11 protein-coding genes and 1 pseudogene are annotated in these 11,773 nt (G+C 70.5%); 2 read left to right on the plus strand and 10 right to left on the minus strand.

Annotation, left to right across the window (positions count from 1 at the left end):
- Positions 1 to 594: 594 nt before the first annotated feature.
- A complete protein-coding gene (locus A3IC_RS0109040; protein WP_020549741.1) occupies positions 595 to 1,734 on the minus strand; it encodes an LLM class flavin-dependent oxidoreductase in 1,140 nt (379 codons plus the stop codon).
- 116 nt (positions 1,735 to 1,850) lie between these two features.
- Here A3IC_RS0109040 and A3IC_RS0109045 point away from each other — a divergent pair, with 116 nt between their 5' ends.
- Positions 1,851 to 2,426: a PadR family transcriptional regulator gene (locus tag A3IC_RS0109045; RefSeq protein ID WP_245599192.1), complete on the plus strand. Its 576-nt coding sequence runs from the start codon at positions 1,851 to 1,853 to the stop codon at positions 2,424 to 2,426.
- A 101-nt stretch (positions 2,427 to 2,527) separates the two neighbouring features.
- Here the strand turns inward: A3IC_RS0109045 and A3IC_RS0109050 are convergent, their stop codons facing one another.
- The 9 genes from A3IC_RS0109050 to A3IC_RS69670 all read right to left on the minus strand — a co-directional run bounded on the left by A3IC_RS0109050 (position 2,528) and on the right by A3IC_RS69670 (position 11,241).
- The gene (locus A3IC_RS0109050; protein ID WP_086018419.1) at positions 2,528 to 3,226 is read right to left on the minus strand and encodes a histidine phosphatase family protein; all 699 of its coding nucleotides are present in this window, start codon (positions 3,224 to 3,226) and stop codon (positions 2,528 to 2,530) included.
- On the minus strand, positions 3,166 to 3,579 hold the full coding sequence (rsfS, locus tag A3IC_RS0109055) for a ribosome silencing factor (protein WP_020549744.1): 414 nt from the start codon (positions 3,577 to 3,579) through the stop codon (positions 3,166 to 3,168). The genes A3IC_RS0109050 and rsfS overlap by 61 nt, the downstream gene beginning before the upstream one ends.
- 194 nt (positions 3,580 to 3,773) lie before the next feature.
- Positions 3,774 to 5,945: an LCP family protein gene (locus tag A3IC_RS0109060; protein WP_020549745.1), complete on the minus strand. Its 2,172-nt coding sequence runs from the start codon at positions 5,943 to 5,945 to the stop codon at positions 3,774 to 3,776.
- Positions 5,942 to 6,544, minus strand: a complete 603-nt coding sequence (gene nadD / locus A3IC_RS0109065; RefSeq protein WP_052173298.1) for a nicotinate-nucleotide adenylyltransferase — start codon at positions 6,542 to 6,544, stop codon at positions 5,942 to 5,944. The genes A3IC_RS0109060 and nadD overlap by 4 nt, the downstream gene beginning before the upstream one ends.
- Before the next feature lie 21 nt (positions 6,545 to 6,565).
- Positions 6,566 to 7,399, minus strand: coding sequence for a carbohydrate ABC transporter permease (locus A3IC_RS0109070; protein ID WP_020549747.1), 834 nt, complete (start codon positions 7,397 to 7,399; stop codon positions 6,566 to 6,568).
- A complete protein-coding gene (locus A3IC_RS0109075) occupies positions 7,396 to 8,328 on the minus strand; it encodes a carbohydrate ABC transporter permease (RefSeq protein ID WP_020549748.1) in 933 nt (310 codons plus the stop codon). Before A3IC_RS0109075 ends, A3IC_RS0109070 begins: the two co-directional genes overlap by 4 nt.
- Positions 8,325 to 9,611, minus strand: a complete 1,287-nt coding sequence (locus tag A3IC_RS0109080; protein WP_026218050.1) for an extracellular solute-binding protein — start codon at positions 9,609 to 9,611, stop codon at positions 8,325 to 8,327. The genes A3IC_RS0109075 and A3IC_RS0109080 overlap by 4 nt, the downstream gene beginning before the upstream one ends.
- Before the next feature lie 83 nt (positions 9,612 to 9,694).
- Entirely contained in the window at positions 9,695 to 10,981 is a 1,287-nt protein-coding gene (locus A3IC_RS0109085; RefSeq protein WP_026218051.1) for a TerD family protein, read from the minus strand.
- Between the two features lie 110 nt (positions 10,982 to 11,091).
- Positions 11,092 to 11,241, minus strand: a complete 150-nt coding sequence (locus A3IC_RS69670; RefSeq protein WP_020549751.1) for a hypothetical protein — start codon at positions 11,239 to 11,241, stop codon at positions 11,092 to 11,094.
- A 422-nt stretch (positions 11,242 to 11,663) separates the two neighbouring features.
- On the opposite strand from A3IC_RS69670, the pseudogene A3IC_RS67300 reads away from it, so the two are divergent.
- A pseudogene (locus A3IC_RS67300) lies at positions 11,664 to 11,773 on the plus strand (peptidase M48); the annotation flags it as partial.

An 11,773-nucleotide genomic window follows, 5' to 3' on the forward strand; every position in this document is an offset into this window, starting at 1 on the left:
GGGACTTCGTGCCCCGGAGCGAAGCGGAGGGACACGAAGTCCCGAGCGAGGGGCCGCTTTTTCTTGGAGGAGCGAAGCGGGGGAAAGAAAAAGCGGTGCCTCGCGAGCCGGCGCCGAAGGCGCCCAACAAGAAGCAACGCCGCCCCCACGACCCCGGCCACCCCCGACCCGCCGCACCCCCGACCCCGGCCCGCGCCCTCCCTGCTCGCGACCCGGCCCGGCCAGACCGGCCGCCCCGGCCAGCCCCCCCCCCCCCCCCACCCCCCCCCCCCCCCCCCGCCCCGCCCACCGTCCCCCACGACCCGCACGTCATACACCGCCACACCCCCGACCCCGACCCCGGCCGGACCCAGTCCTCCGCACCGGATCCGGCCGAGCCCTCCTCGCCCGGGACGACCACGACACGCGCATCCCACCCGAACGAAATCTCGATCCCCCCGCGCCGCTCCCACGGCCCGGTCCGCAGGCCACCGACAGGCCGACCCGCACGCCAACCCCGCAGGCCCACTCGACAGGCCGACCCGCAGACCCACCCCACACGCCGACCTCGCAGGCCAACCCGGCGCAGGCCGCCCGCAGGCCGCCCAGCCCCTCTCAGACCCCGTACTTGGCCCGGAAGTGCGGAATAACCTTCTCCCCCCAGATGCGGATCGTCTCCATGCAGTCCTCCTGCGGGATCGTCCCCATCTGGATCAGGCACATGATCTCGTCGGCGCCCGCGTCGATCAGCTTCTGCACGTAGCCGATCGCGTCCTCGGCCGTCCCGTAGGCGTGGTTGATGTTGTACGTCGCGGTCGCGTTCACCGTGACCGGGATCTTCGCCTCGTGCAGCATCGCGACCTGCTGCTCGGCGGCCTGGTTGATGATCGCCACCTCGTCCCGGCCCTCGACCACGGCCTCGTCCGGGATACCGGACTTGCCGCCGGAGAACCAGTGCGCGATCGACTGCGCGAAGAAGCGCTGGCCGCGCGCACCCACCTGGCGGGCGCGGGCGCCGTCCTCGGAGACGATCGTCGGGCACAGCGCGACCAGGTGGTCGTTGGTCACCGAGGACACGAACCGCTCGCCGGTGCGCTCCTTGATCGCGTCCCGATAGATCTGGTTGAGGTTCGCCACCTCCTCGGGGCCGGCGAAGCCGAGCACCAGCGCGCCGACGCCGTACTCCGCCGCCTCGACCAGGCTCGGCTGCTTGCTGCAGGCCAGGAACAGCGGCGGGTGCGGGGTCTGCACCGGGCGCGGCAGGATCGGGTGCGAGCCCTCGATGTCGAGCACGTCGCCGTGCCAGACCAACTCGTCCTGCTGCCAGGCGGCACCGATGATCCGCAGCGCCTCCTCGACCTGGGCCTTGGTCTGCTCGATGTCCACCCCGCACAGCGAGGACTCCTGGAGCGTGCCGCCGCGGGCCGCGCCGACGTCGAGCCGGCCGCCGGAGAGCGTGTCGAGCATGCCGATCCGCTCGGCGACCCGGGCGGGGTGGTTGAAGTTGAACGGCATGCAGACCGCGCCGTGCGCGATCCGGATCCGACTGGTCCGCGCGGCCACCCAGGTCAGGAAGATCTCCGGGGCGCTCATGTGCGAGTACCACTTGGTCGAGTGGTGCTCGACCGCCCAGATCCGATCGAAGCCCATCTGCTCGGCGTATACGGCCTGGTCCACGGAGTTGAGGATGACCTCGCGCTCGTGCTCTGCCGTGGGGTTGGCCATCTGGGCTTCGAAGATCATCGAGAACTGCATGCCGTACTCCTGGTGCGCGAGGCGGAATACTTCAATTAGATGTATGACGACCTGTCAGGTCAATAGCCGGCTGACGTAGAATCAGAAAAAGTTGACGTGCACCGATGGAGGCCACGATGACGGGGGATCCGCTCCCGAAGCTGCCCGCAACCGCGTGGGCCGTACTCGGCCTCTTGTCGTTCCCGGGCGAGCGCTCCGGCTACGACCTCAAGAAGTGGGCCGACGCGTCTCTGCGCTTCTTCTACTGGAGCCCGGCGCTGAGTCAGATCTACAGCGAGCTCAAGCGCCTGGAGCAGCTCGGCTTCGCGGTCTCGCGCATCGCGTCCCAGGACGAACTGCGCAACAAGCGGCTGTACAGCATCACCGAATCCGGCCAGGAGGCATTGGCGGCGTGGGCCCGGGAGACCCCGGCCGGTCCGCCCGTGCTCAAGCACGGCGTCGCACTGCGGGTCTGGCTGGGCCACCTCAGCGAGCCGGAAGAACTGCGCAAGACGCTGGTGGAGCACCGCGACTACGCGGCGGGCACGCTGGAGGAGGTGCGCGCGAGCGAGGACTCCGCACAGGACCGCTGGCCGTTCCCGGCCCTGGTGCTCAAGTGGAGCGAGCGCTACTGGCAGGCCGAACGTGATCTCGCCGACGGCATGCTCGCCGACCTGGAGGAGTTGTACCGCAAGCAGGCCGGGCAGGGCTGACCGCACGCGTCACGGGCGACGGGAACACGAAAACGATCCCGGAGTCGAGGCGGGCGGCCGCTCGGGGCGCCCTCGACTGCGGGATCGTCGTCGCGGGTGGATCAGACGTCGTCGCCGATGACCGGCTCGGGCAGCGTGCCGGCGTTGTGCTCCAGGAGTCGCCATCCGCGCGCCCCGGGGCCCAGCACCGACCAGCAGCAGTTGGACAGTGCGCCCAGCGCACTCCAGGTCTCCCGGGGCAGGCCCAGCATCGCGCCGAGCCCGCAGCGGATCGCGCCGCCGTGCGAGACGACCACGAGCGTGCCGTCCTCCGGCAACTTCTCCACCGCGAGCCCGATCGCCTCGGCCATCCGGTCGGCGACCTCGCTCTCCAACTCGCCGCCGCCGCGCCGCACCGGCTCGCCGCGCCGCCAGGCGGCGAACTGCTCGGGGAAGGTCTCCTCGATCTCCTGGTTGGTCAGCCCCTGCCACTCCCCCGCGTACGTCTCACGCAGCGCGGGATCCAGGGTGACCGGGACGCCGACCAGCCGGGCGAGTTCGGCCGCGGTGTCCACCGCGCGGGTCAGGTCGGACGCCACGATCGCATCCGGACGCAGCGCCGCGAGCAGCCGGGCCGAGCGCCGGGCCTGGCCCAGCCCCGCATCGGTCAGCGGGATGTCGGTCTGGCCCTGGAAGCGCCGCTCGACGTTCCACGTGGTCTGGCCGTGCCGCCACAGCAGGACACGGCGCCCCTTCCCGCTCAGAGCGCGCCCTCCGCCGCCTCCGCGGCCTTGGCCTGCTCGTTGCCCAGCCGCACCGATTCGGGCAGCTCGATCCGCGGGCAGTCCTTCCACAACTTCTCGAGCGAGTAGTAGGCCCGCTCCTCGGCGTGCTGGACGTGCACCACGATGTCGATGTAGTCGAGGAGGATCCAGCGCCCTTCGCGCTCGCCCTCGCGACGGACCGGCTTGGCGCCGAGCCCGCGCAACGCTTCCTCGACCTCGTCCATGATCGCCTTGACCTGACGGTCGTTGGACGCGGAGGCGAGCACGAACACGTCGGTGATCGTGACGACCTCGCTCACGTCGTAGGCGACGACGTCGGTGGCGAGCTTTTCTGCACATGCCACGGCAGCCGCGGTGGCGAGCTCCAGGGCGTGGGGGGTTGCGGTCACGATTCGCTTCCTGCGGACGACAAGGGGATTACCGTTCAGGGTCTCACACGCGGGGCATACGACGGCCACTCGTTATTCGCCCGTTCCCGGAGCCACGCCCGTTCGCGGACCGACGGCGACGATCAGGCCGCCGAGTCGCCTCGGCGAAGTGCGGCCGGTCCCGGACCGAAGGTCGGGACCGGCCGCACCCGGGGCTACGACCTGTCCGGGTTGTAGTCCTGGCCCAGCGTGACCACCACGTCGGCGAGCATCTCGCCGGTGGCCTTCTTCACCGCGGTCGGCGGCAGGCGCAGGGTCAGCGCGACCTGGTCCGCGTCGCCCTTGCGGGCGTCGTCGGCGTACTGCACGGTCGACGCCGGCTGGGTGCGCTTGCCCGCCACGCCGCCCGGGACGTACGTGACGCCCGCGTTGAGCAGCCGCACGTTCGCGTCCTGTTGGGCGCCGGCCTTGCCGCTCGCGTCCTCCACCATCACCCGAGTCGGCCCTGCGGCGACCTTGCCCTGGCGTACCGTGCCGCCGAGCAGCTCGCGCACGATCGGCAGCGCCGCCGGGCCGTCCAGGGTGCCCTCCGGGGACACCGGTAGCGCCCGGACCTGCAATTGCTTGCCCTGGGTGGCCTTGGCCAGATTCGCCAGCAGCACGCTGAGCTTGTCGTCCGGCAACGAGGGGTCGGGCAGGTTGGCCATGTTGGCGAGCAGCGTCAGGATCGCGTCCGGCTGGGTCGGGAACGCGGCCAGCAGGCCCTGGAGAACCCGGCCGAACCGATCGCCGGCCACCGCGGGCGGCTCGCCCTGCTGCTTGTAGGTGGCGAAGGCCAGCGCCGCGACGCCGTTCGCGGGATTGCGGCCCTGCCCGACCAGCACCTTGCCGTCCGGGCCCTTGACCTCGACGTCGGCGTTCAATTGGATGCCGCCGGTCAGGTCGACCAGCCCCTGCAGAACCGGTTCGGAGATCACCCACGACCCGTCCAGCTTGACGCCGAGCAGGTCGGAGAGCGCGTCCCGGGACGCGCCGGGGCCTTCGTCGGCCATCAACCGGCCGAGCGGGAACGAGTTGTTGGCGGAGTTGACGATGGTGACCGAGGACACGCTCACCATGGACGCGGTGTTCTTGGCCGGATCGACCGTCAACAGCGCGTTGGCCGACGCCTGACCGTCCTTGGCGCGCAGTTGCACCAGCACGCCGCCGTTCTTGCCGGGCCCGGCGACGGTCTTCTCGTCGCGCATCCAGGTGTCCCACGCGAAGTAGCCGCCGACGCCGAGCACCGCCACCGCGAGCACCACCGCGAGCGCGATCAGCCGCTGCCTGATCGCCCGGCGCTTCTCGTCCCGGCGCTCGGAGCGGGTCTCGGCGAAGGACAGCCAGTCGATCACGTCCTCGGCCTGCTCGCTCTCGTCGTCGACGAACGCGAACTCGTCCGAGCCGTAGCCCGGTCGGCCCGGCCGACCCGGTCCCGGCCGGCGCGCCCTCGGCGCCGGCACCCGGCCGTCCTCGGCCGACGCCCCGGACCTGCCGGCACCGGACCCGGAGCCGGATCCGGTCTCGACCGGACCCGAGGGGCTCGACGCCGAAGCCCCGGGCGTCCCGGCCGCCTTCGACCGCGAACGGGTCGGTCCGGCCGGCCGGACCGGGACCGACCCCGCCGCGACCCCGGTCGAGGCCGGATCCGAACCGGCCGCCGAAAGCGGCCCGGAGGGCGCCGGCCGACTCGCCGGCACCACCGGGGGCGGGGGTGGCGCGGGTGCGGGCGGCGCGGGCGGCTGCTCGTAGTAGGCGGTGGGCTGCTGCGGTTCGTAGTAGCCGCTCTGCTGCTGATCCGGGTAACCGCCCGCACCCTGCCGCTGATCCGGGTAACCGTCCGCACCCTGCTGCTGATCCGGGTAACCACTCCGGCCCTGCTGCGGATACTCCGGCGCGGCATACGCCGTCGGGTCGTAACCGCCCTGCCCGGCGCCGCCGTAACCGTTCGGATCGTACGTCCCGGCGCCCTGGCCCTGGTCGAACCCGTTCGGGTCGTAGCCGCCGGACGGATAGGCCGCGGCCTGATGGGCCCCGGACTGATACGCGTTCGGGTCGTACGCGTTCGGACCGTAGCCGCCCTGGCCGTACGCGTTGGGGTCGTACGAGTACTGCTGCGGGGTGAAGTCGACCGGATCGAGCCCGCCCTGCCCCGGCTGCCCGGGCGGTACCGGCTGTCCGTCGTACCCCGGGTAGCCGCCGTCCGGACCGTACGCGCCGTATCCGGGCTGCTGCCCCTGTGCCTGCGCGCCGTCGCCTCGCGCGGTGCCGTAAGGCTCCTGCGTCTGTCCGCCGTCCCCTCGCTCGGTGCCGTAAGGCTCCCATTCGCGCCGGTCGTCGTTGCTCACGAAGCTCCCCGGTACAGCCCCCGCTTGCTGATGTATTGGACGACCCCGTCCGGCACCAGGTACCAGACCGGATCGCCCCCGGCCACCCTTGCACGGATGTCGGTCGACGAGATGGCCAGTGCGGGGACCTCCACCAGGCTCACGCCGCCGTCCGGGAAACCCGGGTCGGACAGAGTGTGCCCCGGACGGGTGCAACCCACGAAATGCGCGAGCTCGAACATCTCGTGCGCGTTGTGCCAGGAGAAGATCTGGGACAGCGCGTCGGCGCCGGTGATGAAGAATATTTCGGTCCCCTCGGGCGAGGACTCGCGCAGGTCGCGCAGTGTGTCGAGGGTGTACGTCTCGCCCCCGCGGTCGATGTCCACCCGGCTCACCGAGAAGGTCGGGTTGGACGCGGTGGCGATCACCGTCATCAGGTATCGGTCCTCGGGCGAGGACACGTCCCGCACGGACTTCTGCCACGGCCGCCCGGTCGGCACGAACACCACCTCGTCGAGCCCGAACTGGCCCGCCACCTCGCTCGCGGCGACGAGGTGCCCGTGGTGGATGGGATCGAAGGTGCCGCCCATGACACCGACACGTCTGTTCCGCTCGCTCATGGCGCGAGAATCTATCGGTCCCTACTCCTTGACCGCGCCCGAGGTGATGCCGGCCACGATCCGCTTCTGGAAAATCAGCACCAGGACGACCACCGGAATGCTCACCACGACCGACGCCGCGGCGATCGCGGCGGTGGGCTGCTGAAACTGCGAGGCACCGGTGAAGAAGGCCAACGCGGCGGGCACCGTGCGCGACTTGTTGGTCGAGGTCAGCGACACCGAGAAGACGAAGTCGTTCCACGCGAAGAAGAACACCAAAATCGCGGTGGTCAGCACGGCCGGCACCGCCATCGGCGCGATCACGTAGCGAAACGCCTGCCACGCGGACGCGCCGTCGATCCGCGCGGCGTCCTCCAGGGCCCACGGGATCTGTTTGAAGAACGAGGTCAGCGTCCAGATCGACAGCGGCATGGTGAACGACAGATACGGCAGAATCAGCCCGATCCAGGTGTCGAACAGGCCGATTCTGCGCCACATGTCGAACAGCGGACCGACCACCGCGATGGTCGGGAACATCGCGATCGCCAGCGCGCCGAGCAGGATCAGCCGCTTGCCCGGGAACTCCATTCGCACGAGGGCGTACGCGGTGCCGGTCGCGCAGGCGACCGCGATCACCGTGGCGATCAGCGAGATGCCGATCGAGTTGCGCAACGCGTCGGTGAACAGGTCGTTCTTGAAGACGGTCCGATAGTTGTCCCAACTCCAGGAGCTGGGCAGGAACTTCGCGTTGTTGATGTCGTCGCCGCCCTTGAACGACAGCGACACCATCCAGGCCAACGGGAGCACTGTGATCGCGATCACCAGGACGCTGACCAGGACGCGGGCCCCATCCCGGGCCGGGCTGGGCTGACTCACGTGGGACTCCCGAGCTTGCTCACGTCGGTGCGGAAGAGCTTGATGAACAAGAACGCGATCAGCAGCACGCAGGCGAACAACAGCACCGAGATCGCCGAGCCCAGACCCAGCGCGGTGCGGCTGACCAGTTGTCGGTAGGCCAGGAAGGAGACCGTCTCGGTGTCGTTGGCGCCGCCGGTCATCACGAACACCGCGTCGAAGATCCGGAACGCGTCCATCGTGCGAAAGAGCAGCGCGACCAGGACGGCCTGCTTCATGATCGGCAAAGTGACCCGGGTGAGCCGCTGCCACGGGCCCGCGCCGTCCACGCGCGCCGCCTCCTGCACGTCGGGGGAGACCTGGATCAGCCCGCCGAGCAGCAGCAGCGACATGAACGGCGTGGTCTTCCAGATCTCCGAGACGGCGATCACGAACAGCGCCGACCAGCGGTGGTCGAACCACGCGATGTCGATGCCGAACCAGTCGTTGACGAACCCGGTGGACGGGTCGAACGCGTAGCGCCACGCGTAGGCGGAGACGACGGTGACGATGCCGTACGGGATCAGCACGATCGTGCGCAGGCTGCGGCGCAGATGCAACGCGCGCTGCATCAGGTGGGCGAGTCCGAAGCCGATCACGAACTCCACCGACACGGTGGCCACGGTCAGCGCCAGCGTGGTCCACACGTCGGTCCACCACAGCGGGTCCTTGAGCACCACCCAGTAGTTGGACAGGCCCGCGAACGAGTTCGCGTCCGGTGTGGTCAGTCGCTTGTGGAAGAGCGAGAGCCAAACCGCGTCCACCAGCGGCGCGATCGCGACCAGGATCATGATCGCCACGGCGGGCGCGGAGAGCATCCACCCGGTGCGCCGCATCCGCTGGGCGTGGTCGAGTTGCCCGCGGGGCTTCTTGTGCCGAGGCGCGGCTTCGGCCGTGGATACCGTGCTCACAGCAGCACCTTGTCGTGCAGAACCCCGGTGATCAGGTCGTCCGTCTCACGCGGGGCGGTGTTCGGGTCGACGCCCGCGGGCGGGTGGTACATGCGCTGTACGGACGCCGAGACGTCGTTGTAGTACGGGGTGCGCGGACGCGGGCCGGCCTGTTCGAGCGACTCCTTGATCAGGCCGGCCATCGGCAACGCCTCGCGTACCCGCGGGTCGTCGTAGGCGGCGGCCTTGGCCGTGGTCTCCTTGGACTCCAGCATGTAGGTGATCTGGTTCTCCAGGCTGCCCGCGCAGCGCACCGCGCTCACCGCCGCCGCGGTGTGCCTGCCGTACCTGCTGACGCCCAGCGCGATGCCGCCGAACGGCGGCCTGGAGGCATTGCCGGCGTCGGTCCGCGGGTAGCGCGCCCAGCCGTAGTCGTCGAGCACCTCGCGCGCGAGTTGGCCGTCGGCCACCGCCTCGACCGCGGCGCCGCGCGCGTACGTCCAGTTGACCATGAAGCCGCCGGAGCCGGACTGGAACGTGGTGCGGGTGTCGTCCTCGATCGAGGTGGCCAGGTTGACCGGCGCGGCGGACGAGCGGCCGAGGCGGCGCATGATCTCGGCGGCCCGCCTGCCCGAACCGCCCTCCTGGAGCGTGGGCTTGAGGTCGACGCCCTTCTCCACGTCCCGCACGATCGCGCCGCCGGTGCCGGTGACCAGGCCGTTGACCCAGACGGTGATGCCCTCGTAGCGCTTGGCGGGCACCGCGACCGTCTTGTGCGTCTTCTCGGCGGCGGTGATCACCTCGTCCCAGTCGACCGGCCGGCTCAGGTCGAGCCCGGCGGCCGCGGCCACCGACTTGCGGTACCACAGGAGTTGGGTGTTCGCCCGGAACGGCGCGGCGACCAGTCGATTGCGCCAGCCCGAGGACTCCACCGCGCTGCTCAGCATGCCCTCGGTGAGCGCGGCGGCCTCGCCCGGGTCGAACGGGCGCAGGAAGCCCGCCTCGGCGAACTCCGGTACGAAGACCGGGTCGAGCGCCATCACGTCGATCGAGGAGTCCTTGGCGGCCAGGCGCCGCACCAGCTGCTCACGCTGCCCGGACGCGTCGGTGGGCAACACCGAGACCTTGACCCGATAGGCGCCGCCCGACGCCCGGCTGCACCGGTCGGCGAGCTTTTGGTAGGCCCCGTTGTCCGGTGGCGCGTACCAGTTGAGCACCGGGGGGCCCGAACTGCCTCCCCCACACCCGACGACGGAGGCGACCAGTGCGAGCGCGACGGCCCGGAGTCCGCAACGGCGCAGCATGTGGTTCACCGGGTCAGCAGATCAAGCAAACCACTCTTGTCGCTTTATTTGCCCCCAATGGTGGCGTGTCGACGCCGGTGCGCTCAGTCGGCGACAGGGGTCAGGGACCAGTCGCCGTCGGCTTCGAGTTCGATCAGGCACGGACCCTTGGGCAGGATCGACTCGCCCTCGTAGTCGCCGATCGTGTTCGCCAGGGTGCCCAGGTAGGCCTCGTCTCCACCGTGTTCGGCGAAGGTGCCGACGATGAAGTTGCTGACGCCCGCGTGGGTCATCGCGAGCACCGTGCGCGGGCCGGTCCAGCGCACCGTCTCCGGGCCGTTGCCGGTCAGCCGGTCGGTCAGCGTCCGGGCCGCCTCGGGCGCGAGCAGTCGCACGGTCCACTCGCCGTCGGCCTCGATCTTCAGGCGCGAGGTGTGGCCGCCGCGTTCGTCCACCAGGGCCCGGCCGCGGTACGCGCCGATCGCGTTGGCCAGCAGCTTGTCCGTCTCCAAGTCGGCATCCAGCGTCCACACCACGAAGTTGTCGCTGCCGCGGGCGTCCAGCTCGACCAGGAAGGGACCGGCTTCGACCGGGCGGGTGATCGAGAGGACCTTGTCGCCGCGACCGTCGTACACGGCAGCGGGCACGGGCGGTTCCTCGACGGCGGGCGCGAGTTCCGGCACGGACACCGGTTCCGCCTCCATCCTCACCCCCGCCCCCGCTCCCGCCTCCGACGGCGCGGCCGGTTCAGCTTCACCCTCGTCCGCAGCGATCGATGCGACCGGCCCGGGCTCCGCCCCCGGCTCGGCGTCCGCGGCCGTCTCGTCGTCGGAGCCGACCTCGTCCGGCGTCGCGGCCGGCGACGGTCGCACCGGCTCCGCGTCGGCCGGCACCGCCGCCACGATCAGCGTCTGTTCGGGATCCCCGCCCAGGTCGCGCACGAGTTCCTTCACGCCCGCCTCGTAGCCCTGTCCCACCGCGCCGAACCGCCAGCCGTCCCGCCGATAGACCTCGGCCAGGATCAGCGCGCGTTCGCGGGTCAGGTCCGCCACCGGCAACACGAACCGCCCGATCTCGCCATCGGCGCCCAGCAGGCGGATCAGCGACCCGGCACCGAATCCGGGTGCCTGCGCGCCGATCGCGAACACCAGGCGATCCACCGCGTCGTCCACGGCGGACAGGTCCACGTGGAACTCGGCCGTTCCGGTGCCGCCGGCCACCAGCGCGACCGCGCTCGTCAGCGACGCCGGCCGGGCCGTACAGACCACGTCCAGGTCCGCCGTGCCCACGCTGAAGCAGTACGCGGCCAGGCCCTCGCCCGACACATCGAACTCCACCCCGATAGCCGAATCGTCCAGCTTCGTCTTCTCGCCCATGGCGAATGTGCGCATCGCGTCCTCCCCCGGCCGCCCCTGATCTGGCGTCACCTTAACGCGCACGGCAAAGCGCCGGGACGGCAAAAGGCCGGCCCGGGCGCCCACGTCCGGCTTCGTGAACGAACTCAGCGGTCCTTGTTGTACCGCGTCACCACGAACAGCAGGACGAGAAGCACGGCCAGCGCACCGATACCGGCGCCCAACGGGTTCAGGTTGTCGTGCTTGCCGCTCTCGCCGGCCAGCGTGGTCAGGACGGTCGTCGCGTGCTGGGTCATCCGTGGTCAGCCCTTGCGTAGTTTTTGCCGACGTGTGCGCACGACATCGTACGGGCGCCCACACCACGTCGCGCGGCCAGGTTCCGCCCCCACTCCCCAACACCGCCCACCCCAACGAAACACCCCACCCACCCGCGCCCACCCGACCCGAGCCGCCCCCCAAATCCCCGGCGCGTCAGCGCCCCCGACCCAGCCCACCCCAGTGATCGACGCGCGAAGCGCGGAGAGCGGCGGAGCCGCAATCTTGGACGGTGTGACCCGGAGCGAAGCGGAGGGACACACCGTCCCGAGCGAGGGGCCGCTTTTTCTTGGAGGAGCGAAGCGGGGGAAAGAAAAAGTGGTGCCTCGCGAGCCGGCGCCGAAGGCGCCCAACAAACAAGCCTAATCTGGAACCGGATTCGTCGAGGGCAAGGGGGAACGGCATGCCGAACGACAAGACGATCGGAACCTTCGAGGGGCGCAGGCGATTTCCCGGGATCTCCTCCCGGGCGTACGAACATCCCGCCGACCGCACCGCACTGGTGGCGATGCG

The sequence above is a fragment of the Embleya scabrispora DSM 41855 genome, assembly GCF_000372745.1.
Classification (GTDB): Bacteria; Actinomycetota; Actinomycetes; order Streptomycetales; family Streptomycetaceae; genus Embleya; species Embleya scabrispora.

Excerpts from the sequence above, each read along its gene's own strand:
- A3IC_RS0109085 (WP_026218051.1), bottom strand. The coding sequence starts at position 10,981 with ATGCGCACATTCGCCATGGGCGAGAAGACGAAGCTGGACGATTCGGCT.
- A3IC_RS0109040 (WP_020549741.1), bottom strand. The coding sequence starts at position 1,734 with ATGCAGTTCTCGATGATCTTCGAAGCCCAGATGGCCAACCCCACGGCA.
- A3IC_RS69670 (WP_020549751.1), bottom strand. The coding sequence starts at position 11,241 with ATGACCCAGCACGCGACGACCGTCCTGACCACGCTGGCCGGCGAGAGC.
- nadD (WP_052173298.1), bottom strand. The coding sequence starts at position 6,544 with ATGAGCGAGCGGAACAGACGTGTCGGTGTCATGGGCGGCACCTTCGAT.
- A3IC_RS0109045 (WP_245599192.1), top strand. The coding sequence starts at position 1,851 with ATGACGGGGGATCCGCTCCCGAAGCTGCCCGCAACCGCGTGGGCCGTA.
- A3IC_RS0109080 (WP_026218050.1), bottom strand. The coding sequence starts at position 9,611 with ATGCTGCGCCGTTGCGGACTCCGGGCCGTCGCGCTCGCACTGGTCGCC.